This window comes from Spirosoma arcticum (assembly GCF_054779955.1).
In genome coordinates this window covers 147,965-173,240 of the sequence record NZ_BAAGXG010000003.1, presented here as the reverse complement: position 1 = coordinate 173,240, position 25,276 = coordinate 147,965, and the positions used below count along the sequence as shown (strand labels likewise).

The window sequence follows — 25,276 nt, the reverse complement described above, 5'->3', positions numbered from 1 at the left end:
TGGAATACACTTTTCCGAGCGGCACTTAACCCCCAACCCCCTGAAGGGGGCTTCACTCATTCGCAACCAAAGCCCCCTTCAGGGGGTTGGGGGTGTTCAAAACTGTCCCATAATTCATTACCTCAACGGAATGACCATACTTACTGAATCGTTTTGGCTCTGGCAATTTCTGGGCCGTTTACATCCGCTAATTGTTCACTTTCCGGTTGGCCTGCTGTGCATTGCCCTACTGCTCGAAGGCGTCGGCTGGTTTCGCAAATCGACCGAACTGCGGGCGGGCATCACGGCAATGGTTTGGATTGGTACCATCAGTTCCATCGTGGCGGCTGCGCTGGGTCTTGTTCTTTCCCGGCAGGACGATTACGGCGGTACAACTGTCGTAATTCACCAGTGGACGGGGCTGGCAACGATGACGCTGGCCATCGGGACGGTTTTTGCGCTTCGTTCCGGTCGGATGCAACTCTACCGGGGCCTGCTGATAGTGACTGTACTTGGCGTGAGTTTAGCCGGTCATTACGGGGCCATGCTCACCCACGGCGACGACTACCTGACAAGCGTACTGCCAGACGTTAACACGCCGAGTGCTCCGGCAACCGGTGGTTCGCAATTTGCCTTTGCCAGCGCTGGTCAAGCCCTCAACGACCAGCAGATTGGCGAGTTAAACGTCGAAGTTCGCTCTATTCTGGCGCACAACTGCTACAGTTGCCACGGCCCTGCCAAAGTAAAAGGGGGGCTGCGGTTAGACAAAAAGGAGTTCATCTTCAAGGGTGGCGAGGACGGTGTGGTGCTGGTAGCCGGTCATCCCGAAGACAGCGACATGATTCGGCGCGTTAAGCTTCCGGCCGGGCACGACGACGCCATGCCCACCAAAGGTAAACGCCTGACCGAACACGACATTGAAGTGCTCGAATACTGGATTAAGCAAGGCGCTCCCTGGCCGAGTGGTGCCGAAAAAAGCATTTATAAAGTAGCCGCTCTGGAGCCGCGCTTACCCGCCCTGCCTGACTCGGCGGCTGGCCTGACTAACCCCGTCGACCGCTTCGTCAATGTGTATTTCCAGAAACACAAGATCGCCTGGAAAGCCGTCGTGGATGACCGGACCTACCTGCGCCGGGTTTATTTGGATGTAGTTGGGTTACTGCCCTCGCCCGATAAACTGAAAGCGTTCGTGGCCGATACGCGACCTGATAAACGGGAGATCCTCGTGAAGGAACTGCTAAGCCGCAACACCGATTACGCTCAGCATTGGCTCACGTTCTGGAATGATGCGCTCCGCAACGACTATACCGGCACGGGCTACATCACCGGTGGCCGCTTCGACATTACGAACTGGCTTTACTCGTCGCTGAAAGCCAACAAACCGTACAACCAATTCGTGAGGGAACTCGTCAGCCCGACCAAGGAATCGGCGGGCTTCATCAAGGGCATCAAATGGCGGGGCACCATCAATTCGAGTCAGCGGACGGAGATGCAGGCGGCTCAGAACGTGTCGCAGGTGTTGCTGGGGCTGAACCTCAAATGTGCGTCGTGCCACGACAGTTTTATTAGCGACTGGAAATTAGCCGACGCCTACGCCTTCGCCAATGTGTTTGCCGACACGATTCTGGAAATCAACCGCTGCGATAAGCCAACGGGCAAACTGGCTGGTCGCAAGATCATTTTCGAGAAATTAGGCACCATCAACGGCAAAGCCGCCACTGACGAACGACTCCGCGAACTGGCTAACTTCATGGTGCAGCCCAAAAACGGCCGCCTGTATCGTACCGTCGTCAACCGGGTGTGGGCGCAGGTGATGGGCCGGGGTATTATCGAACCCGTCGATATGATGGATAACGATCCGTGGAGTCAGGATTTACTCGACTGGCTGGCGTCGGATTTCGCCACGAACGGCTATGACATCAAAAAACTGATGTTTACCATTCTGACATCCCGTACGTACCAGTTGCCTTCGGTAGGGGTGAAAGAAGCCGAACTGATTATGGCTCCCAACTTCGTGTTTCAGGGCATGGTCCGCCGTCGGCTCACGGCCGAGCAGTTTACGGATGCGGTTAGTCTGGCGTTTATTCCAATTTATTCCGATACGTCCATTGTGGAGGAGCAGTTTCCCAAACGACTCAAAAAAGAGATGCCGTTTCCACGGGCGTCGTTAGTCAAGAATGATCCGTTTCTGACGGCGCTCGGTCGCCCAAACCGCGAAACGGTCAGCACCAGCCGGTCGTCGCAGGCGAACCTGCTGCAGGCTTTGGAACTAACCAACGGCGAGAAATTCAACGACGCCCTTAAACGGGGCGCTCAGCAGTGGAAAGCCACGTACCCAGCGTCGGACGTGTTGGTGCGAAACCTGTACTGGAAAGCCTTGGGCCGGGAGCCAAAACCGAATGAACTGGCTGTTGCCCAGAGAATTGTTGGCAAAAGTCCCAGCACCGAAGGCATTCAGGATTTGGTATGGGCGATAAGTTTACATCCTGAGTTTCAACTGATTTATTGAGTACCCCACGGCAGCGTCCGACCGCCCCGGACGCTGCCGTGGGGTAGAACACATAAACACGATGAAAACCACATACAACAGACGCGATTTTCTGCAAAAAACGAGTGCCGCTACGCTGGCCGCGCTGGCGGCTGGTGCGCCGGTATCGGGCTTGTTGTCGGGCTGCAACCGAACGACGAAGCCGGGTCAAACGGCCGGAACTGCCGACACGGTGATTCTGCTCTGGATGGCCGGGGGCATGGCCCACACCGAAACCTTCGATCCGAAGCGCTATACGCCTTTTGAGAAAGGGATGGAAGGAAACCGGGTGCTGAGCACGTTTAAACCGGTGCCGACCGTGCTGGATGGCATTAATTTTTCGGACGGGCTGCAATCCATCGGCAAAGTCATGGACAAGGGCACGCTGATTCGGTCGTACGTGGCCGCCGACATGGGCCACATTCTTCATTCGCGCCATCAGTACCATTGGCATACCTGCTACGAACCCCCTCAAACCGTGGCGGCTCCGCACCTCGGCTCCTGGATTGCCAAGGAGTTAGGTCCGAAAAATCCGGTGATTCCCGCTTTTGTCGACATTGGACAGCGGTTCACCGTAGGCGAGGCCGAAGAGTTGAAGGCGTTTCATACCGCTGGTTTTTTGGGTAATGAATTTGGTCCGTTCTTTATTCCCGACCCCAGTCAGGGCTTGGAGAGTGTTCGTCCGCCGGTCGGGATGGATAGTAAACGATTCGAGCGACGGAATCAACTATACAATGAACTGATCGGTAAAGGACCGGTTGGCGAGTATGGCAGTGACTACCAGAAAGAATCGCTCCGGCGGTCGATGGAGCAGGCGTACCGGCTCCTGAACTCCCCCGAAGCGAAGGCGTTCGATCTGAGCAAAGAACCGAAAAACAGCTACGACATCTATAATACCGGCAAGTTTGGATTAGGCTGTTTGCTGGCTCGCCGACTCACCGAACAGGGTGCCCGGTTCATCAGCGTCACCACGGAATATGAACCGTTTAAGGGTTGGGACACGCACGAAAACGGGCATACGCGGCTGGAGGATATGAAAAAGCAGATCGACGCACCCATTGCGCAGCTCATCAAGGATTTAGACAGAAGCGGCCATCTGGACCGTACAATTGTGGTGCTGGCCAGCGAGTTTAGCCGCGACATGATGATGGAAGGGCGACCGGGGGCTAGGGTGCAGGAGCAGGTTAAACAGCCGGAAATTCTTTCTGATTTGAAATTTTACGGGATGCACCGCCACTTTACGGATGGGTGTTCCATTCTGATGTTCGGCGGAGGCATTAAAAAAGGATTCGTGTACGGTAAAACCGCCGACGAACGTCCTTGTAAAACCATTGAAAATCCCGTGCGGATTGAGGGCATTCACCAGACGATTTACCACGCGCTGGGTATTAAGCCAGACACGCATTACGAGGTTGAAAAACGTCCGTTCTATTCGACGCCAGACGGAACCGGGAAACCGGTAATGGAACTGCTGGCCTGATGATTTTTTCATTTCGTCCTCGGTCTGTGTCCTCACCGGGACGCGTAGTCAGACCGCTTTGCATGACACCAGGATACGGTCTGACTACGCGTCCCGGTGAGGACACAGACCGAGGATGCAGCTTAAAAAAAGCTTAGTATGCGTAAGGCTCTTTATTACTTGATGGCAATGGTTACCGGGATTGTGGTTTACCTACAATCCTGCACGACCGGTTCATCCGGTAAACTAACAAATGACGGACCGGAAATTATTCCAGATAAGATCAGCTACAACTTCGATATCCGGCCTATTTTGTCGGATAAGTGTTTGGCTTGCCACGGCCCGGATGCCAACAAACGGGAAGCCGGATTGCGGCTTGACATGGCCGAAAGTGCTTACCAGGCGTTGAAAGAGCATCCGTCGGCTCATGCGTTGGTACCTGGCAAACCCGACCTATCGGAGGTTTTTTTGCGGATTACCTCGCCCGACACGTCCATCATGATGCCCCCGCCAGCGTCCAACCTGAAACTGTCGGCTCGTGAAGTAGCCCTCATCGAAAAATGGATCAAACAAGGCGCTGCTTACGAAAAACACTGGGCGTTTGTCGCTCCGAAGAAACCGGCACTCCCGCCAGTGAAACAGACTGACTGGCCGAAAAACGAGATTGATTATTTCATCTTACAGAAGCAGGAACAAGCGGGCGTTGCGCCCAATGAAGAAGCGGACAAAGAGCGGTTACTGAAGCGACTAAGCCTTGATCTGACCGGGTTGCCGCCCAGCCTCAACCTGATGGATAGCTTTCTGGTCGATAAAGGCGCTAACGCCTACGAAAAGGCGGTCGATCAGTTGTTGCGCAGTCCGGCCTACGGCGAAAAAATGGCCCTGCATTGGCTTGACCTGGCCCGCTACGCCGATTCGCACGGGTACCAGGACGACGGCTACCGGACGCAATGGCCCTGGCGCGACTGGGTAATCCACGCGTTCAACAAAAACTTGCACTACAACGATTTTGTAACCTGGCAATTAGCGGGGGACTTGATGCCAAAGTCAACCAAGGAGCAACTGCTTGCGACGGCTTTCAACCGAAACCATAAAATCACCGAAGAAGGGGGCACCATTCAGGAGGAATACCGAACGATGTACGTCACGGATCGCAACGATTTGTTTGGCAAGGGATTACTCGGCATAACAATGGAATGCGCCCATTGCCACGACCATAAATACGATCCGTTTTCGCACAAAGAATACTACCAGCTCTTCGCGTTTTTTAATAACGTGAAGGAAGTGGGCATGGAATCGGTCATTGGCGGGCCGGATACGTACGCCAAAAAGCCGATGATGGAAATTAGTGACGAAGACGTAAAAAGCATTCTGTCGTTCGTCAACAAGCGGGATACCAACCGCTTGATCGTGTCGGTGATGGGCGATCTGGACACGACCCGCAAAACGTTTATCCTGAAGCGGGGGGCGTATGATGCTCCCGGCGATGAAGTCCAGCCCGGTACGCCAACCGCCATTTTGCCTTTCAATGAAAGCTATCCTAAAAATCGGCTGGGGCTGGCTAAGTGGCTGTTCGATAAAAAAAATCCGCTCACGGCGCGGGTTTATGTCAACCTATTGTGGCAGGAGTTTTTCGGGAAAGGCATCGTCAAAACGTCCGGCGACTTCGGGATGCAGGGCGATCTGCCGTCACATCCTCAACTGCTCGATTGGTTAGCGGTCGACTTTATGGAGCACGGCTGGGACATCAAACGATTAGTCAAACAGATGGTGAGTTCAGCTACGTATCGGCAATCGGCGGTGATTACGCCGGAAAAATTAGCGGCTGACCCGGACAACAATTTGTTGGCAAGAGGGCCGCGTTACCGGATTCATGCCGAATTTATCAAAGACTTAGTGCTAAGCAGCAGCGGATTGCTGAATCCAACCATCGGCGGTCCCAGCGTGAAACCGTACCAGCCAGCGGGTTTGTGGGAAGGCGCTACGTCGGGGCGGGGACTGCTGTCGATGTACACCCAGGATCACGGAGCAAACCTCTACCGGCGGGGCATGTACACGCTCATTAAGCGTACCGTTCCTCCGCCGTCGATGGCTATTTTCGACGCCAGCAACCGCGATCTATGTGAGGTCAAACGATTGAAAACTAATACACCGTTGCAGGCCCTGGTGATGTTGAACGACCCGACGGTGCTGGAAGCGTCGCGCGTGTTGGCCGCTCGGTTATTGCAGGAACGCAGTGGCGTGGACGATAAAATCAGCAAGGCATTCCGATTGATTGTGAGCCGGAAACCGAGTGAAAAAGAAGCAGCGCTGTTGACTACCTATTACAAGAGAGAGCTTAAAAAGCTTACCAAAGCGAACGTCGATAAGACATTAGCCGTTGGGGAACACCCCATTCCAGCCCGGATCGACCGTACCGAATTGGCCGCGCTGATGCGGGTCGTGACGACGATTTATAACTTAGAAGAAACCATTACAAAGTCGTGATAGATACCCCACCCCTAACCCCTCCCCGTCAGGGAGGGGAACAAGCACATGATTAGTTTTCCCCTCCCTGACGGGGAGGGGTTAGGGGTGGGGTGATGAGCCTATTTTTAGATAATTTCTGACCACAATGGAAAAAGAAATCCTCGAACACGGCCTGAATTTTAACCGGCGTCGCTTTCTGTCCCGCCTGAGCTTAGGCTTGGGCAGTGCGGCCTTAGGCTCGTTGCTGATTCCCGATCTGTTCCGTGGAGATGGAACGGACGAAGACGGATTGACGCCCGGCATTCCGCACTTTGCGCCGAAGGCCAAACGGGTGATCTATCTGTTCCAGAATGGAGCGCCCGCCCAGCAGGAACTGTTCGATTACAAGCCCAAACTGCGGGAACTGATGGGGCAGGAGTTACCGCCTTCCATCCGGGGAACGCAACGGCTGACGGGCATGACCGCCAACCAGAAGGAGTTTCCGATGGTGGGGTCGTTCGTCGATTTCAAACAGTACGGCGAGTCGCGGGCGTGGGTCAGTGATCTATTTCCGTACACGGCTGGCATCGTGGATGACCTGTGTATCGTGAAGTCTATGTTTACCGAAGCCATCAACCACGACCCGGCCCTGACGTTTTTGCAGACGGGTTCGCAGCAGGGCAACCGGCCGAGCATGGGTTCGTGGCTGAGTTACGGGCTGGGTAACGAAAACAAGAACCTGCCCAATTTCACCGTGCTGCTGTCGCGCGGAATTGGCAACGGGCAGGGTGTTTACTCAAAACTGTGGTCGAATGGATTTCTGGATTCCATTCATCAGGGCGTCCAGTTCAGCAAAGGCGAGGACCCTGTGCTCTACCTGCGCGACCCCGAGGGCATGGACCGGCAGGCGCGTCGGGACATGCTCGATAATCTGGCGCAACTCAACGATCTGTCGTATCAGGAGTTTGGCGACCCGGAGATAACCGCTAAAGTGAAACAGTACGAAATGGCGTACCGAATGCAAACGGCGGTGCCTGAAGTGATGGACCTCTCCAAAGAGCCGGACGATATTGTCAAGCTCTACGGCCCTGACTGTTTAGTGCCGGGCACCTTTGCTGCTAACTGCCTGCTGGCCCGCAAACTGTCCGAAAATGGAGTTCGCTTCGTTCAGTTGTACCATCAGGGTTGGGATCAGCACGGCAACCTCCCGTTCGAAATAGCGAAGCAGGCGAAGGACGTCGATCAGGCGTCGGCGGCTTTAGTGACTGACCTGAAGCAGCGTGGATTGCTCGACGAAACGCTGGTGATCTGGGGCGGTGAATTCGGCCGAACCAGCTACACCCAGGGCAAACTAACTAAAGACAACTACGGGCGCGATCATCACCCGCGCTGCTTCACGATCTGGATGGCGGGGGGGGGCATCAAACCCGGCATCGTCTACGGCGAAACCGACGAGATGGGGTACAACATCGCGCAGAATCCGGTGCACGTGCATGATTTTCAGGCAACGGTGTTGAACCAGTTGGGCCTCAATCACGAGAAACTGATCTTCAAACACTTGGGTCGTCGGTACCGGTTAACGGACGTGTCCGGGAAGGTCGTACATGACCTCATCGCTTAATCTGACGGTTTTATTATGAATAAACGACTGATCGGTCTGGCGGAGCAGGCGATGTTTGTGCTGGCGGTGTTCACCCTATTCCTGTTGCTGTTTGGCGACCGTATTGTCGTGCCCGTCTGGCTGCAACCGCTGGGGCGAATGCACCCGTTGTTGCTTCATTTTCCGATTGTGCTGCTATTACTGGCAATGGTGATGGAGGTTTTTCGGTTTCGGGGAAGCAATGCGTCAACTGATTTATACCGGACCTTTTTAGGCAATCTATTGCTCGTTGGGACCTTGTTCGCCGGTGTGACGGTCGTCATGGGCTTGTTTTTGTCTAAGGAAGACGGTTACAGCGGTCAGGTACTGCAATGGCATAAGTGGTCGGGCGTGGGTATTTTCTACATTTCGGCACTGGTTTACTGGGGTCGGAATAAGACCTGGTATAACGCCCGCATTGCTCAAACGGGTGCGTTGACAACGGTTGTTTGTCTCATTGGGGCGGGGCATTACGGCGCTACATTGACGCACGGTGATAACTTCCTGTTCGAGCCGCTGAGCAGCCAAACTAAATTAGCTCCCGTTCCGCTCGATCAGGCGCTGGTTTTTAACCACGTGATTCAGCCCATTTTTGAGCAGAAGTGTGTCAGTTGCCACAACCCCGACAAGCTGAAGGGCGAACTGAACCTGACGAGTGCCGAGTGGATTCGGAAGGGCGGAAAAACCGGTAAATTGTTTATAGCCGGACAGCCAGACAGCAGCTTATTGTTGCAGCGGATTCACCTGCCGCTGGACGAGAAAAAGCACATGCCACCCTCGGGCAAAAGTCAGCTCACTCCGCAGGAAACCACACTGTTGTCATTGTGGGTAAAGGGCCGGGCCGATTTCAAGAAAAGAGTAATCGACCTGCCGCCCACGGATTCATTGCGCTTTATTGCTTCTGCACTGTTCAAACCGGTTGAGCAGGCGGACGAATATGCTTTCGATGCGGCTGATGAAGAGACGGTTAAGCAGCTTAATAACGATTATCGGACGGTTGCTTCGTTAGCCAGAGAATCGCCCGCGCTGGCGGTTAACCTGTACAACAGAACGGCCTACACACCCGAGAAATTAGCCGAGTTGAGTTCGATAAAACAGCAGGTCGTTTACCTGAATCTCAACAAGATGCCCGTGACCGATGCGGATCTGAAACGCATCAGTCAATTCGAGAACCTCCAAAAATTAGACCTGAACTTCACGGATGTTACGGGCAATGGATTAGCTGAACTGGCGTCTCTCAAGCAGTTGAAAACCCTCTCATTGTCGGGGACGAGGGTGAGTTACGACGACTTAAGAAAGCAGATCGGCACGTTCAAAAGCCTGAAAACCGTCTCGCTCTGGAACACGGCTCTGACCGCTTCCCAGATCGGGCAATTGCAAAAAGCGAACAGGCACATACAGTTCATTGCCGGATTCAACGGGGCGGGCAGCGAACCGATAAAACTCAATCCACCGCAGGTAAAAAACAGCTCTACTATTTTCGGTCAGTCACTCGCGCTGCAGCTAAAACATCCCATCAAAGGCGTTCAAATTCGGTACACCACCAACGGAACCGAGCCGGACAGCGTCAACTCGCCCGTGTTTGCCAACGAAACGGTAATCGACAAACCGACACTTATTAAAGCCAGGGCGTACAAGGCGGGTTGGTTTGGCAGCACGGTAGCTACGTTCGACTTTTATAAAAGCACCCATAAACCGGATAGTGTGAATCTGTTGCTGCCGCTCAACCCGGTTCATCAGGCCGACGGTGCTCACACATTCTTCGATGGCAAACTGGGCACGTTCAACGCCAACAGCCCGGCCTGGGCTAACAACTGGGCGGGTTTCCGTAAAAACGACATGGCACTGATATCCGAATTTAAAAAGCCGGTTTGGGTGAGTTCCGTTGCGTTACGCATTATGGTTGAGGAAGAAACCGGCATATTCCCGCCGGGCACGGTTGAAATCTGGGGCGGTACCAGCCGCGATCAGCTAAAATTAATCGCGACGCTCAGGCCCGACCAACCCCTCAAAAAGAGTGCACCCGCATTAAAAGCGATTATGTGTTCGTTCACTCCGCAAGCCGTTTCCTGCCTGAAAATTATTGCAAAACCAGTAAGCCAACTCCCCAATTGGCATCCGAACAAAGGAAAGCCCGCCCTGCTGCTGGTCGATGAGGTCTTCATTAATTAAGTTAATTGTGTATACGGTAGGTATGTGTAGGAAGGTTAACAAGACAAGGTTGGTAATATTTGGCTATTCAATTGTCTTTTTTAGAATTGGATCACTAATAATTCTACTCCTTATCCTATGTAACCATGAAAAGACTCTATGCATTAATAGCGTTGGGTGTAGTAGCTGGCTCCTCCGGGAGCGTAGCGCAGGAAACGGTAACGACATTATCCCACCGCAGCCCATCGGTTAGTGAAAACCTGTTAGCCCTGCACGTTCCCAGGCAGACACTAACGAGCCTTATCCTAGCAGACATACCAGTGACGGGTAAGGTGACCGATGAAAAAGGGGAAGGTTTACCCGGTGTGAGTGTGGTGGTGAAAGGAACCACGCAGGGCGCAACCACCGACGGCACCGGCAGCTTTCAGCTCGCCGTACCCAACACCCGATCTACCTTGGTCTTTAGCTTTGTTGGCTACGGAAGCAGGGAGATCGTTGTTGGGGATCAAACCACGCTCACGGTTGCTTTATCGCCCGACGACCAGACGCTGAACGAAGTAGTGGTAGTTGGCTATGGCAGTCAGTTGAAGAAAGAAATAACCGGGGCGGTTCAAACGGTGAGTGCGCAGGAAATTAAAGACCTGCCCGTTTCGCAGATCGGCCAGAAACTACAGGGCCGCTTAGCGGGGGTGCAGATCAACCAGACCACGGGCAAACCCGGTCAGGGAATCTCCATCCGAATTCGGGGGCAGGTGTCGGTTTCGGCTGGCAGCGATCCGTTATACGTCATTGACGGCTTTCCCATTACGGGCAGCATTGGTCAGCTCAACCCCGACGAAATTGAGGACATTTCGATCTTGAAAGATGCCGCGTCTACCTCGCTCTACGGGTCGCGGGCGGCCAACGGGGTCGTGCTGATCACCACCAAAAAAGGCAAGCCCGGTCAGACAAACATCAGTTTCAACACGTTTGCGGGGGTGCAGCAGGTGCCGCAAAAAGGCCGGGTAGCCATGCTGAATGCCGTTGAGTTTGCTCAGTACAAAAAAGAATATTACGAAGACCGGAACCAGGCCGTACCGGATATATTTCAGAATCCGGCCCAGTATGAGGGGAAAAACAACGACTGGTACGGTGCCCTGCTGCGAACGGCTCCCATCCAAAGTTATAACCTGAGCATCTCGTCCAACAACGCAAAATCGAACACCTCATTAGTGGCCGGTTATTTCAATCAGCAGGGCGTGGTGCTCAATAACGTTTACAAACGGTATTCGCTCCGGCTGAACTCAAACTACAACATATCCGATAAAGTAGCCGTGGGTTTCAACGTGGCCCCGTCCTACGTGTTCGACAATACGCCCCGCACCGATGGCGACCGGGGAACAGGTATCCTGTTCAACGCCCTGCATACCTGGCCGGTCATGCCCATTTACGATGCCAACGGCGAACTGACCCGGTTCAACCAGTTGCCGGGCAACACGGGTAATATTTTTGCGTATCCAAACTGGGTACGGGCCGCGAATGAATTGGTTAACGAAACAAAGAATGTAAACCTGCTGGCGAATGCGTACGCGCAGTATAAACCAATTAATGGCCTGACGCTTCGTTCGAGCATCAACGTGGAATACCTGAACTCTAAGTTCTTTTTCTTTAACCCGTCGACGGCGACTAATTTTATCAACGTTCCGATTCCAACCACCGCCGTGTCGATCCGGCAGACGTACGACAATGTATCGTGGCTGAACGAAAACTTAGCGACCTACGCCCGGAGTTTTGGTGATCATAATTTTGAGTTACTGGCCGGTTTCACCAATCAGCGGTTCCGGCAGGATGTGTCCCGGATTCAGGCCAACACGTACGCCGACGACCGACTGCCAACGATTCAGGGGGCGATTAATATTGACCGGGCGGCTGTTGCCCGGCCCGTTGGGTCAAACATCGACATTCCATCGAACACGGGCAATGCGGTGAACGAATGGGCGCTAACGTCCTACCTGTCCCGCTTAACGTATAATTACAGAGGCAAATACCTGCTGACGGCCTCCATCCGAAGTGATGGTTCATCCCGATTCGGGGCTAACAATCGCTTCGGTACGTTCCCGTCGGCCTCGGTAGGCTGGGTCGTCTCCGACGAAGATTTCCTGAAAGACTTTTCACAGGTATCGTTCGCCAAGATCAGGGCCAGTTATGGCATAATTGGTAATAACAACATCGGTAACTATACCCAGTATGCCTTGGTCAATAATACCGTGAACTCGGTCTTTGGCAATAACGTGGCTACCGGAGCAGTGGTAACGTCGCTGTCGAACCCCAATCTGGGCTGGGAAACGACCAAACAGTTCGACATAGGCCTTGACCTGGGTTTGTTCAACGACCGCATTCAGTTTGTCTACGATTTTTACACCAAACGGACTACCAACCTGCTTTACGCCGTGCAGATTCCGCAGGAAGCCGGGTTCGGTAGTTTCTTCGACAACATTGGTGAAATTAAGTTCTGGGGGCATGAATTTGCCCTGACGACTAAAAACACAACCGGAAAACTGCGATGGACGACCAATGCCAACATTTCGTTTAACCGGAACGAGGTTGTATCGCTGGCACCGGGCATCGACCGGGTGTACGGTACGTTTCACATCACGCAGGTAGGGCAGCCCTTTGGCCAGTTCTACGGCCTGGTTAAAGAAGGCTATTATCAGAGCGCCGAAGAACTCGCCAACTCCCCCATCATTCCGGGGCGCTCGGCTATCGGGACCATAAAACTGAGGGATGTTAATGGCGATGGCGTAATTACCAACGGGGGCGACCGGGATGACCGCACGATTATTGGCAACCCGTTCCCCAAATTCACGTACGGCATTACGAACACGCTCAACTACGGCAACTTCGATTTGGCGATTCAGGGGTCTGGCTCCTACGGCAATCAGCTTTGGGTGCGCCATTTGTACAGCACCGCCAACTTAGATGGCGTATTTAACCTGGTGTCGGGCGTGAAAGATCGGTTCCGGGTTAAAAACAATGCCACTGGGTTCGCTACCACCGTTATAACGCCCGGCGATGGGCAATTCGGCGCGACCAACAATGGCGGTAATTTCACCGGTATCGAGCGGGACTGGAACAGTACGCACTTTTTAGCCGATGCGTCCTTCTTCACCATTAAGAACATAACCTTGGGCTACACCTTCGGGGCCATGAGTCGGTTCTTTAAATCGGCCCGGCTGTACGCATCCATCCAGCAGGCGTATGTATTCACCAAATACCGGGGTGGCCCCAATCCGGAGACCAGCGCGCAGGGTGACGGGAACGGACCCGGCGACAATTTGAGTCAGGGCGTCGATTTCTCGAACTACCCCGTTCCCCGCACCTACACCCTGGGCGTGAATCTCAACTTCTAAGCCGCATCAAACTCATCTTTCAACATTCTTACCCATCTAAAAGAATGAAAACGAGACTCCTGCTAACCAGTCTGTTGGGCGTATGCCTGACCGGCTGCCAAGACGATTTTTTAACGGTAATTCCGGAGACGAATTTAAGCTCGGAAATCTTTTTCACGAAAGAAACTGATTTTCAGCAGGCCGTCAACGGAGCGTACGTGCCATTACGGCCCATCATGAACGACCGGATCTGGATCCTGGGTGAACTGCACTCCGATAATACGTATTACGCCCGCAACGTTTTGTTCGGGGCGGTTGACCCGACCGAAAACATCGCCGATTTTGCGTTGCCCACCTCTACCGGCGAGGCCGGAAAGGTGACGTCGAACGACAACGTGCTTCAGCAATACCGGCTGGATTACCAGATCGTTGCCCGCACCAATCAGATTCTGGCCCTGATTGACGGCGTCACGTTTGCCAGCGCCGATACGAAAAACAATTTGAAAGGACAGGCCCTGTTTCTGCGGGCGCACGCTTATTTTGAACTGGTGCGTTTGTTCGGTAAAGTGCCGCTGCACCTGACACCCGTGACCGGGCGGGAGGATGCGGCTCTGCCCCTGGCAACGACCGAGGAAATCTACACGCAGATTGACAAAGACGCCACGGAGGCCAGTAAACTGCTGCCAAACCGGGCAAAACAGGATGCGGGGCGGGTAACATCCGGCGCGGCTAAAACTCTGCTGGCCAATCTGTATCTGGTGCAGAAGAAATGGGCGCAGGCCGAAGCGCTGATGAAGGACGTAGTCACCAACGATGGCTATATGCTCATGCCCGATTATACCAACGCTTTTTCGACCACGACGGGCAACAAGAACAACGCCGAATCGGTGTTTGAAGTCCAGTTTCTGGAAGGGGCGGCTGGTTACAACGGCAACTACATTTATCAGGTGTTACCGACACCCATAACAGCCACCGAAATTGTGGCGATAACCGGTACGTCGAACCCGCAGCCGCTTACCGGAGAGGGTGAAAACGTACCCACGCCGGATATCATTGCCGCCTACGAAACCGGTGACAAGCGGAAAGACATTTCTGTTGGCTATGTTACGTTAAGCCAGAGTTTGCGGGACATTAAAGAGTATCCGTACATCAAAAAGTTTGCGAAACCCCATTCGCTGCACAACAACACGGGCAACAACCTGCCAGTATATCGCTATGCCGAGGTGCTGCTGTTTCTGGCCGAAGCCTTGAACGAGCAGGGTAAAGCGGCCGAAGCAGCTACGTACCTGAATCAGGTACGGACACGGGCGGGTTTAGCCGCCACGACCGCGACCGCGCAGGCCACGATGCGCGAAGCTATTTTTAAGGAACGGCGCGTAGAATTGGCCTTTGAAAACAAACGCTGGTTCGATCTGGTCCGCACGGGCCGGGTGAAGGAGATTATCGGGGCGTATGGAGAACGGGTCAAAGCGAACCCGCTGAATTATTATTTCCCTGCCGGAGCTGTGCCCCCGCCGAACGCCTTTACCCTTTTGGACGACTATTATCCGTTGCCCGCCGTTGAGTCGGCGTTGAGTCCGTATTTCTGAGCGTAACCCCTCACCCCCTGCCCCTCGCCCTTTGAGAGAGGGGTGCATCGAGCCGGAGGTCTTCCTCCTCTCTCCCAGGGAGAGGGGCAGGGGGTGAGGGTAACGCTAATTCGCCAATCTAATCAGTAGAATACCCCTGATTTTAGTTTTTAATTCAGCTAATTACAGCGGTGTGTCCAGTCCACAGGGGCACTCCAGAAATGACTCCAACGATACTCATTATTTAATTTTTTAGAAGCGTTATGGTTACTACAATCAACAAGGCTAAACTCGGATTGGCGGTCTCGGTGCTCGTTCTGATCGGCGCGTCCTGGGTCAGCGTAAACTACCCGGAAAACAACCGGCAGGGAGCGGAGAATCCGAAAGCCGAAAAACTTAAACTTCAGCCGGGTTTTAAAGCCGAACACATCTACAGTCCTTCCGAAACCCAGCAGGGGTCGTGGGTATCAATGACCTTCGACGATAAAGGTCGGCTGATTGTATCCGATCAGTACGGTAGTCTGTTTCGATTAAAAATCCCCGCCATCGGTTCCGGCTCGACCCAGCCCACCGTTGAAAAGCTGGCTATCGCCAAAGATACCAGCGTTGGCATGGGCTACGCACAGGGCCTGTTGTATGCCTTCAACAGCTTGTACGTGATGGTCAATAATCGGCCCAGCAAGCAGTTCCCCAAACCCAGTGGCCTGTATCGCCTACAGGACACGGACGGCGACGATCAGTTCGATAAGGTGACGATGTTGCGGGAACTGAAGGGAGAAGGCGAACACGGGCCGCACAGCGTCGTGCTCTCGCCCGACAAACAGTCGATTTACGTGGTTGCCGGTAATCACACCGACGTACCGCAAATGGACGCGTATCGGTTGCCTTCTAACTGGAAGGAAGACAACATGTTCCCGCTCATTAAGGACCCGCGCGGTCATGCCAACGACCGGATGGCACCCGGCGGCTGGGTCGCTAAAATAGACCCCGAAGGCAAACGCTGGGAATTGATGGGCGCGGGCTTCCGAAACGAGTTCGACGTTGCCTTCAACGAAGCGGGCGATATGTTCACCTATGACTCAGACATGGAGTGGGATTTTGGTCTGCCCTGGTACCGCCCGACCCGGATTTGCCACGTTGTCAGCGGGGCTGAATTTGGCTGGCGTACCGGCAACAGCAAATGGCTGCCCGGCAACCCCGACAACCTGCCGCCGGTGCTCAACATTGGGCAGGGGTCGCCGACCAACGTATTGTCTGGTCAGACGGCTAAGTTTCCGCAAAAGTACCGTCAGTCAATATTCGCCTTCGACTGGAGTTTTGGCATTATTTACTCGATTTATCTCAAACCAAAAGGCGCTACGTACGAAGGAGAACGCGAAGAGTTTATTTCGGGAAGCCCGCTGCCCTTAACCGACGGGACCATCGGCCCCGATGGTGCGCTGTATTTTATGACCGGCGGTCGCCGGTTGGAGTCGGATTTGTACCGGGTTTATTACGCGGGTTCTGAGGCTACTACGTCTCAGGCACCCGCTCTGACGGCCGAGCACAAGCTCAGGACCAGTCTCGAAAAATACCACGAAGGTCCTAACGCCGAGGCTATTGCAGCCGCCTGGCCTAATCTGAATCACCCAGACCGGTTTGTTCGGTATGCCGCCCGCATTGCCGTTGAACATCAGCCGGTAGCGCAGTGGCAGGAGAAGGCCTTAGCCGAAACTGATCCACAACGGTCGATACAGGCTATGGTGGCGCTGGCTCGTCAGGGGAATACGGATGTGAAGAGCAAAGCCATCAATTCGCTCCTGAAAATCAACTACGACAAGTTGCCCGAATCGCAACAGTTCGATATGCTACGTTCTTTCGAGCTGATTTTCCTGCGGATGGGTGCCCCGGAAGCAGCGGACAAAGAAAAAGTTATCGCGTACCTGAACCCGAAATATCCGGCAAAAACAGCCTTGCTGAATCGGGGCCTCAGCAAAGTCCTGATTTACTTAGAAGCACCGGGTGCCGTCAACAAAACGCTGGCGCAGATGGACTTAAAAGATGAATCCGGCAGTAAAAATCTTGGTCTGGAACCAGCTACGGCTTCCAATGACCTGATTTTGCGGAATCCACAGTATGGAATGGATATTGCCAAAATGCTGTCGAAAGTGCCGCCCCTTCAGCAGACGTACTACGCGGTTATGCTGAGCCGGGCAGAAACTGGCTGGACGCCAGAATCCCGTGCGAAGTATTTCACCTGGTTTGGCAATGCGTTTAAATACGAGGGCGGACGGAGCTACGTCGGGTTTATCGACCGGGCACGCAAACTGGCGTTGAACCACGTACCGAAAGATCAGTTCGACAAGTTCAATAAACTGTCGGGGGCCGATATACTGACCAGTTCCGGCAACGACATTGTCAAGACTGATTATACGCCGAAAGGGCCGGGTCGGCGCTGGACGCTGGACAATGCTCTGGCCACCGTCGACACAGCAACCACGGCCCTGAACTTTGAGACGGGTAAGAAAATATACGCGGCCACCTTATGCGGTAGCTGCCATGCCATGCAAGGCACTGGTGGAGACATTGGCCCCGATTTGACCCAACTCGGTACCCGCTTCTCGAACAAAGACATTCTGGAGTCCATCATCCATCCCAGCAAGGCCGTTTCCGACCAGTACGCGTCGACGATCTTCTACCTGAAAAACGGGGAGTCCGTCGTGGGTCGGTTAGTGAACGAGGACAAGGCAAACTACTCGATTTCCCAGAACCCGTTTGCGGGCAATGATCTCCGGAAAATTCCAAAGAAAGACGTTACGTCGAAGCGGTATTCACCCGAGTCGATTATGTATCCGGGTCTCATCAACAGCCTGAACCCACAGGAACTCAAAGACCTGATCGCCTATCTGAAGTCGGGCGGGAAACCGGACAGCGATGTGTACAAAGCCACCGACCGCGCATCGAAAGGAAAATAAAGCAACGCCCTGAACTACGAGTATTATGTTGAAAGAGAATTTGAGGGTTCTTTTGGTGGGAGTGGTGCTGACTTCGGTGCTGATCGGCAGTGGACTCTCCGCAACGGCCCAAAAGAAGACGAATGGCTTTGTCAAGATATTCGACGGCAAAACGCTGAAAGGGTGGGAGGGTGATCCTACCTACTGGCGCGTCGAAAACGGTAATTTGGTTGGCGAAATCACGCCCGCTACGTTGCTGAAGACCAACTCGTTCATTGTCTGGCAGGGTGGTGAACCCGGCGATTTTGAGTTTACCGGTGAGTTCAACATAACCGCTGACGGTAACTCTGGTATCAACTACCGTAGCGACCGGCTAACCGACGTACCCTTTGCGCTACGCGGCTATCAGGCCGACATCGACGGGAAAAACCGGTACACGGGCCAGAACTACGAGGAACGGAAGCGAACAACACTCGCGTATCGCGGACAGAAAACGACGATTCCTGCTTATACGGGTGAGGCAACACCGGAAGCGGTCCGGGCGAAGGTTAGTAAAAATGCCTGGGGCGGGCTGACTGTGACCGGTTCGCTGGGTAGTTCTGATTCGCTGAAGACGCTGATTAAATCCGAAGACTGGAACAAGTTTCACCTCATCGTCAAAGGCAACCACTTACAGCACTTTATCAATGGCGTGTTGATGAGCGACGTCACCGACGAAGACACCGTCAACGGCAAGGCAAAAGGGCTGCTCGGCGTACAGGTACACGTAGGCCCACCCATGAAGGTGCAGTACCGGAACCTGATGCTGAAGCAGTTGTAGTATAAAATGGATAATGAACGATGGATAATGTATAGTGTTAATTATCAGAAGTTTCATTGTGCATTACTCATTATTCATTATCCATTTTTCTGACTTTGGCACTACAACCCTGGACAGACAAAATCTCGAATTCGGCCCAGTTGGGCGGCATCGAAACATCCGTGCTCGACAATGGTGCCGGGCGGGGTGTTCGAGTGGCCTGGATCAATACCGGTACGGGGTTGCGCTACAAAGTGATCATTGACCGGGCGATGGACATTGCCGACGCGTTTTACAACCAGCACAGTTTGGCCTGGCTGAGTCATTCCGGGATCACCACGCCCCAGCCCTTTTCGGATCGGGGACTCGGCTGGCTCAGGACGTTCAACGGCGGATTACTAACGACCTGTGGTCTCTCGCACGTGGGTGGCCCCGAGCAGGACGAATACGGTGAACGAGGAATTCACGGGCGAATCAGCAACATCCCAGCCGAAATCGAGTCCATCATCCAGCCTGATCTGGTGGCGGGTAAACTGGACTTCAGCTTGACCGGCCGGATGCGGGAAACGACGGTGTTCGGACCCAGTCTGGAACTGAAACGGACCATTTCGGGAACGCTCGGCCAACCTACCATTCGGATTCACGACGAAGTAATCAACCGGGCCAATACATCGGCTCCTCACATGCTACTCTACCATTTTAATTTTGGCTGGCCATTCATTGATGAAGGAACCAAACTAATTTGGCAGGGCGACTGGCAGGCGCGGGAGGGTGGCATTAACGGCGACATCTTCCAGGAAGGCCATGACTTCCGAACGTGTCCCGCGCCAATGGATACCCACAGCGGCACGGGCGAAGCGGTGGCATTCATTGATGCCACGCCCAATGACACGGGCTGGTGCAGCGCCGGACTGCACAACGCGCAACTCGGTTTGGCGGTGGCACTGCGGTTTCAGAAAGGACAGCTACCGTGGCTAACCAATTGGCAGCATTGGGGGAATGGCGAGTACGTCACCGGCATCGAACCCGGCACCCACCCGCCCATTGGCCAGGCCAAAGCGAGGGAGCAGAATACGCTCTTATTTCTGGAACCGGGTGAACGTCGAACGTACGACGTAGAGGTAGAAGTGCTGCACAATCCGGCGCAGATCAGTCAATTTACCAAACACAAATCAATCAATTTCTAACCCGTTCAGCAGACGCTGAGTAAGAATGAACGTTAATGGAAACAACCTTGACTGTAAGTGTAGCGGAAAAAGCCCTGGAGCAGGGACAGGGTATTTTGCGACTAACTCCCACCTGGGTGCCCCGGTCGTTCTGCGTACCGGGACGACGAATCAAGCTCCACCCCGACGATTATTACGTGCTGGGTGGTGAACGGGGCGGCATCGACGAGCGCTGGCTGTCGTCCACTACACCCGCGAAAAATGGTCCGCTGACTGGCGAAAATGAGGGCCTGAGTGCCATTGTTTTTCAGGACGGAGCGGATGAAGCGCATTTCTTATTGAAAGATGCTGTTAATGAACTCAAGGGTGAGTTAATCGGTGAGCGGCTCTGGAACGAGTACGGTAGCTGGCCGATGTACTCAAAGTTCTTCGACAACATGGGGCCGCTTCCCCACCACCTGCACCACAACGACGAGCAAGCCGCGCTTATTGGTCAGTTGGGCAAACCCGAAGCGTATTATTTTCCACCCCAGTTAAATAACCACGGGGGTGATTTTCCGTACACGTTCATAGGCATCGCGCCCGGCACTACCAGAGAACAGATTCGCGAGTGCTTAGTCAACTTCACTAAAGGCGATAACAAGATCACTAACTTCTCGTCGGCTTACCGGCTCGAACCCGGCACTGGCTGGGATGTGCCCCCCGGATTGCTCCACGCGCCGGGGAGCCTGTGTACCTACGAGCCGCAGAAAGCCTCCGACGTTTTTGCTATGTATCAGTCGCTGGTTAACGAAGCTATTGTTCCCGAAGACTTGCTCTGGAACGGTACGCCCACTGACCGAAGAGGTGATTTTGACCTGTTGATGGAAGCCATTGACTGGGATCTGAACGTTGACCCGAACATGATGGCCAACCGGTTCATGAATCCGAAACCCGTTGGTGACTTAGCCCAAATGCAAGCCGACGGTTACGTTGAAAACTGGGTTTGCTACAAGTCAGACGCATTCAGTGCCAAAGAACTGACCGTTTTTCCAGGAACGACTGTAACTATCAAAGACAGCGCGGCCTACGGGCTGATTGTCATGCAGGGGCATGGGAAACTGGGCGTCTGGGACATTGAAACGCCCGCTCTGATTCGGTACGGTCAATTGACGAATGACGAATTTTTTGTGAGCGAAAAGGCGGCTGTGGAAGGCGTCACCATTGTCAACCCATCTACTACCGACCCAATTGTAATTCTGAAACACTTTGGACCGGGCAACCCTGATTTAGTGCTGTGAAACATTGAGATCTATCATTCCGACTGGTCCGCCGGTGCGGGAGGAGGAATCTCAAGATTGATTAATACGCAACATTGAGATTCCTCCTCCCGCACCGGCGGACCAGTCGGAATGATAAATCACCGAAATTTTTTAACCCCTTTGCCATGAACGAAAATAACTACCCCAAACTCCACAATGCAACCTGGCCGGGTATCGTCGGTAAAGGCCCCGATTCCGAACCTCCTATCCCGTTCGATACGATGCTCAAAATGACCGCAGCCGCCGAGGTGGATGGGGTCAGGTTCGATGGCGTTGACATTGGCCTGATGGACCCACACCTCAACATCGACATGTCGGACGACGACATTAAACGGCTGGCCGATAAGGTGTCCGGGTATAACCTGAACATCGGCTCGATGGTCGCGCCGATTTGGGGCAATCCGGCAATGGGCAGCCAGGAGGAGCGTGCTCAGTTTGCCGAAATGATTCGTAAGGCCTGCCACGTTGGGCAGCGGTTACGCGAGTTAGGCGTTCGGCCAAGCGGGGTCGTACGGGTCGATTCGGCCAGTTCGCCCCAAAGCTGGGACGCCGACCCAACCGGCAACACCAAGCTTATTGCCCAGACTTTCCGCGAAGCCTGCGACGTAGCGGCCGACTACGGTGAGAAATTAGCCGCCGAGGGTGAAATATGCTGGGGCGGGATGCACAGTTGGAAAACTATGCTGGAAACCCTCGAAGCCGTTAACCGGCCCAATATGGGTTTCCAGGCTGATATGGCGCACACGTTGCTGTACACGATGGGATACAATCGCGAACAGGACCGCATTCTGCCCGAGAATTATGACTGGAGCGACCGCAGCGAATTGACCAAAGCGCTTAAGACATTGACGGCGGCTCTGCGTCCGTGGACCATCGACTTTCACGTTGCCCAAAATGACGGGACCGTATTTGGCTCGGGCTCTCACGACAAAACCGGGCGGCACTGCCAGGCGCTGGACCCCAACGGCAAACTCGACGTAGCCAACGACGCCGGGTTTTGGCTACGCGATGAAACTGGTCAGCTCACCAAGGCCTTCAAACACATCTGCTGGGATGGCTGCATGTTCCCCAATCAGGTCATGAACAACCAGCAGACCTGGAACGATATTCTGGCCACGATGGTCAACGTCCGTAAGTTGCACGGCTGGTATGAATCGTGAAAACCTCACCTAACATGGCAAACAAAAAAGAACTACGAATTGGATTAATCGGAACCGGCCTGATGGGCCGGACGCATTCCAACGGTTATAACCAGGTTAGTCATTTCTTTCCCGAGTTGGAATACCGACCGGTGTTGAAAGCGGTCTGTTCGCGCAACGCCGACAACGTGCAGAAATTCGCCGAGCAATGGGGCTACGAGTCCTTCGAGACCGACTGGAAAGCGGTCATCGCCCGCGACGATATTGACGCCGTCGACATCTGCACCCCCAACGATACGCACGCCGAAATCGCGATTGCGGCTGCCGAAGCGGGAAAAATGATTCTGTGCGAAAAACCACTCGCCCGCACATTAGCCGAGGGGCAACGCATGGTCGAAGCCGTTGAAAAGGCGGGCGTTCAGAATACAGTCTGGTACAATTACCGGCGCGTCCCGGCGGTTACGCTGGCTAAGCAAATCGTCGACTCGGGTAAGCTGGGACGTATTTTTCACTACCGGGCCAACTTCCTCCAAGACTGGACCATCAACGCCGACCTGCCGCAGGGCGGAACCGCGCTGTGGCGATTAGACGCCGACGCAGCCGGTTCCGGCGTGACGGGCGACCTGCTGGCCCACTGCATCGACACGGCCATGTGGCTGAACGGGGCCATCACCGACGTATCGGCCGTTACCGAAACGTTTGTGAAAGAACGGGTTCACCAGTTGACGGGCAAAGTGCAAAAAGTGGGTATCGACGATGCTTGTCTGTTCCATTGTCACTTCGAGAATGGTTCGCTGGGTCTGTTTGAAGCGACTCGGTACGCCCGTGGTCACAAGGCGTTGTACACCTTTGAAATCAACGGCGAACACGCGTCCATCCGGTGGGATTTGCACGACATGAACCGCATGGAATACTTCGATCACAGCGATGAGTCGGTCGTTCGGGGTTGGCGTTCTATCCTCGTGACGGACAGCGATCAGCCGTACATGAATCGTTGGTGGATACCGGGAACGAGCATCGGCTATGAGCACACGTTCACGCATCAGGTGGCCGATTTCCTCCAAAGCTTAGAAACCGGTGACCCTTGCGCACCCACGTTCCAGGATGCGCTGGAAACCCAGAAAGTCTGCGAAGCCGTAATTGAGTCAGCCAACTCGAAAAGCTGGAAAGACACAGGGGCTGAAGCCTTTGCCAATGGGAGAAAGGAAACAGCTTAATGAGTGCTCTACCCCACGGCAGCGGCCGACCGTCCCCGGCCGCTGCCGTGGGGTAACATCCGTCACCAAACAATGCCCACTCCCGACCAAGACTACATTCTTCAGGTACGCGGACTCACGAAATCGTTTTCGGGTGTAAAGGCATTGGACAATGTTCAACTGAACGTTCGAAAAGGTGAAGTACACGCCTTGATGGGCGAAAACGGAGCCGGGAAATCCACGTTCATGAAGATTCTGATCGGGTTGCTGACGCCGGATTCGGGCCAGATTATCTTCGACGGAAATGAGTTGAAAGCCGGTAGCGTCCACGATGTGCTAAAGAAAGGTATTTCCATGATTCATCAGGAAATACTAATTGTTCCCGAATTAACGGTGGCACAAAACATTTTCCTGGGCCGGGAAACGAAGGGCGGATTATTTAGCTGGTTAAATGACCGGAATCTGACGAATCAGGCAGGAATACTGCTGGCGCAAATGGGCGTGAACATCCGCCCCAATGCAAAAATGCAGGACCTGAGCGTGGCCGAAATGCAGATGGTCGACATTGCGAAAGCCATTTCCAACGATGCCAGCGTGATTATTATGGATGAGCCGACGTCCGCGCTGTCGGACCGGGAAGTCGCTACACTGTTCGGCATCATCCGGGGTCTCCGGGAAAAAGGCGTGTCCATCATTTATATCTCGCACAAGATGGACGAGATATTTTCCATTGCCGACACGATCACCGTGCTGCGGGATGGCAACTACGTAAGCACCAGCCCGGCTTCTGAACTGGACGAAAACACCCTGATTACCCTGATGGTAGGTCGGGAGATTGGTAGCCTGTTTCCCAATTCGACCGGGCGCAAAGGCGACGAAGTACTGTCGGTCAGAAAGCTTGGTCGCTCCGGCGTATTTGCCGACATCAATTTTGCTGTTCACGCGGGAGAAGTGTTTGGCATAGCGGGGCTGATGGGTGCCGGACGAACGAAAGTTGCCCGTGCTATTTTCGGCCTGGACCGCATCGACAGTGGCGCAATCTACATCCTGGGTAAACCGGCAACCATCAAATCACCGTGCGACGCCATCCGACAGGGCATTGGCTACGTTAGTGAAGACCGGAAGCGGTTAGGGTTTATTCCGGGTTTGTCGGTCAAGTATAATATGACGTTGGCCAGCTTATCGAAATACGCTGATGGACCGTTCATTCGGGCCAGCAGTGAGTCGGCAGCCGCTACGAAGATGATGACTGATCTGACGATAAAAGCGGCTGGACCCGACCAGAAAGTAGTTTATCTCAGTGGCGGTAATCAGCAGAAAGTTGTCATCGGAAAAGTGCTGTTATCGTCTCCGTCGCTGATTATCCTCGATGAACCAACGCGGGGCATCGACGTAGGGGCGAAGGCCGAAATCTATAAACTGATCGACCAGTTAAAAGCGGCTGGTATCGCTATTATCCTGATTTCATCTGAGCTTCCCGAACTGCTGGGCATGAGCGACCGGATACTGGTGCTGGCGAAAGGAAAACAAACAGCCGTGCTTTCCAGGGAAGAAGCCACGCCCGAAACGGTCCTGCGCTATGCGATGCAGCCTTAATTGCCAA

14 protein-coding genes are annotated in these 25,276 nt (G+C 53.9%); all 14 read left to right on the top strand.

What is annotated here, in order from left to right; all coding sequences use genetic code 11:
* Positions 1 to 130 precede the first annotated feature (130 nt).
* The 14 genes from ACYVHB_RS07975 (at position 131) to ACYVHB_RS07910 (ending at position 25,269) form a co-directional block, all read left to right on the top strand.
* Positions 131 to 2,488 (top strand): DUF1549 domain-containing protein, encoded by a 2,358-nt coding sequence (locus ACYVHB_RS07975; protein ID WP_461051174.1) that lies wholly within the window; start codon positions 131 to 133, stop codon positions 2,486 to 2,488.
* 61 nt (positions 2,489 to 2,549) lie between these two features.
* Positions 2,550 to 3,986: a DUF1501 domain-containing protein gene (locus ACYVHB_RS07970; protein ID WP_461051173.1), complete on the top strand. Its 1,437-nt coding sequence runs from the start codon at positions 2,550 to 2,552 to the stop codon at positions 3,984 to 3,986.
* Positions 3,987 to 4,124: 138 nt separating this feature from the next.
* On the top strand, positions 4,125 to 6,452 hold the full coding sequence (locus ACYVHB_RS07965; RefSeq protein ID WP_461051172.1) for a PSD1 and planctomycete cytochrome C domain-containing protein: 2,328 nt from the start codon (positions 4,125 to 4,127) through the stop codon (positions 6,450 to 6,452).
* Positions 6,453 to 6,579: 127 nt separating this feature from the next.
* A complete protein-coding gene (locus ACYVHB_RS07960) occupies positions 6,580 to 8,034 on the top strand; it encodes a DUF1501 domain-containing protein (protein WP_461051171.1) in 1,455 nt (484 codons plus the stop codon).
* 15 nt (positions 8,035 to 8,049) lie between these two features.
* The gene (locus tag ACYVHB_RS07955) at positions 8,050 to 10,224 is read left to right on the top strand and encodes a c-type cytochrome domain-containing protein (RefSeq protein ID WP_461051170.1); all 2,175 of its coding nucleotides are present in this window, start codon (positions 8,050 to 8,052) and stop codon (positions 10,222 to 10,224) included.
* Positions 10,225 to 10,349: 125 nt separating this feature from the next.
* Complete coding sequence (locus tag ACYVHB_RS07950; protein WP_461051169.1) at positions 10,350 to 13,592, top strand: SusC/RagA family TonB-linked outer membrane protein; 3,243 nt, start codon at positions 10,350 to 10,352, stop codon at positions 13,590 to 13,592.
* Between the two features lie 44 nt (positions 13,593 to 13,636).
* Positions 13,637 to 15,160, top strand: coding sequence for a RagB/SusD family nutrient uptake outer membrane protein (locus tag ACYVHB_RS07945; protein WP_461051168.1), 1,524 nt, complete (start codon positions 13,637 to 13,639; stop codon positions 15,158 to 15,160).
* A gap of 242 nt (positions 15,161 to 15,402) precedes the next feature.
* Positions 15,403 to 18,093 (top strand): c-type cytochrome, encoded by a 2,691-nt coding sequence (locus ACYVHB_RS07940; protein ID WP_461051167.1) that lies wholly within the window; start codon positions 15,403 to 15,405, stop codon positions 18,091 to 18,093.
* Positions 18,094 to 18,118: 25 nt separating this feature from the next.
* Complete coding sequence (locus tag ACYVHB_RS07935; RefSeq protein ID WP_461051166.1) at positions 18,119 to 18,892, top strand: 3-keto-disaccharide hydrolase; 774 nt, start codon at positions 18,119 to 18,121, stop codon at positions 18,890 to 18,892.
* Between the two features lie 95 nt (positions 18,893 to 18,987).
* On the top strand, positions 18,988 to 20,058 hold the full coding sequence (locus ACYVHB_RS07930) for an aldose 1-epimerase family protein (RefSeq protein WP_461051165.1): 1,071 nt from the start codon (positions 18,988 to 18,990) through the stop codon (positions 20,056 to 20,058).
* Between the two features lie 35 nt (positions 20,059 to 20,093).
* Positions 20,094 to 21,317: a class I mannose-6-phosphate isomerase gene (locus ACYVHB_RS07925; RefSeq protein ID WP_461051164.1), complete on the top strand. Its 1,224-nt coding sequence runs from the start codon at positions 20,094 to 20,096 to the stop codon at positions 21,315 to 21,317.
* Positions 21,318 to 21,463: 146 nt separating this feature from the next.
* Complete coding sequence (locus tag ACYVHB_RS07920; RefSeq protein WP_461051163.1) at positions 21,464 to 22,498, top strand: sugar phosphate isomerase/epimerase family protein; 1,035 nt, start codon at positions 21,464 to 21,466, stop codon at positions 22,496 to 22,498.
* 14 nt (positions 22,499 to 22,512) lie between these two features.
* Positions 22,513 to 23,694, top strand: coding sequence for a Gfo/Idh/MocA family protein (locus tag ACYVHB_RS07915; RefSeq protein ID WP_461051162.1), 1,182 nt, complete (start codon positions 22,513 to 22,515; stop codon positions 23,692 to 23,694).
* Between the two features lie 72 nt (positions 23,695 to 23,766).
* Positions 23,767 to 25,269: a sugar ABC transporter ATP-binding protein gene (locus ACYVHB_RS07910; protein WP_461051536.1), complete on the top strand. Its 1,503-nt coding sequence runs from the start codon at positions 23,767 to 23,769 to the stop codon at positions 25,267 to 25,269.
* Positions 25,270 to 25,276 lie beyond the last annotated feature (7 nt).

Excerpts from the sequence above, each read along its gene's own strand:
- ACYVHB_RS07975 (WP_461051174.1), top strand. The coding sequence starts at position 131 with ATGACCATACTTACTGAATCGTTTTGGCTCTGGCAATTTCTGGGCCGT.
- ACYVHB_RS07970 (WP_461051173.1), top strand. The coding sequence starts at position 2,550 with ATGAAAACCACATACAACAGACGCGATTTTCTGCAAAAAACGAGTGCC.
- ACYVHB_RS07965 (WP_461051172.1), top strand. The coding sequence starts at position 4,125 with ATGCGTAAGGCTCTTTATTACTTGATGGCAATGGTTACCGGGATTGTG.
- ACYVHB_RS07960 (WP_461051171.1), top strand. The coding sequence starts at position 6,580 with ATGGAAAAAGAAATCCTCGAACACGGCCTGAATTTTAACCGGCGTCGC.
- ACYVHB_RS07955 (WP_461051170.1), top strand. The coding sequence starts at position 8,050 with ATGAATAAACGACTGATCGGTCTGGCGGAGCAGGCGATGTTTGTGCTG.
- ACYVHB_RS07950 (WP_461051169.1), top strand. The coding sequence starts at position 10,350 with ATGAAAAGACTCTATGCATTAATAGCGTTGGGTGTAGTAGCTGGCTCC.
- ACYVHB_RS07945 (WP_461051168.1), top strand. The coding sequence starts at position 13,637 with ATGAAAACGAGACTCCTGCTAACCAGTCTGTTGGGCGTATGCCTGACC.
- ACYVHB_RS07940 (WP_461051167.1), top strand. The coding sequence starts at position 15,403 with ATGGTTACTACAATCAACAAGGCTAAACTCGGATTGGCGGTCTCGGTG.
- ACYVHB_RS07935 (WP_461051166.1), top strand. The coding sequence starts at position 18,119 with ATGTTGAAAGAGAATTTGAGGGTTCTTTTGGTGGGAGTGGTGCTGACT.
- ACYVHB_RS07925 (WP_461051164.1), top strand. The coding sequence starts at position 20,094 with ATGGAAACAACCTTGACTGTAAGTGTAGCGGAAAAAGCCCTGGAGCAG.
- ACYVHB_RS07920 (WP_461051163.1), top strand. The coding sequence starts at position 21,464 with ATGAACGAAAATAACTACCCCAAACTCCACAATGCAACCTGGCCGGGT.
- ACYVHB_RS07915 (WP_461051162.1), top strand. The coding sequence starts at position 22,513 with ATGGCAAACAAAAAAGAACTACGAATTGGATTAATCGGAACCGGCCTG.
- ACYVHB_RS07910 (WP_461051536.1), top strand. The coding sequence starts at position 23,767 with ATGCCCACTCCCGACCAAGACTACATTCTTCAGGTACGCGGACTCACG.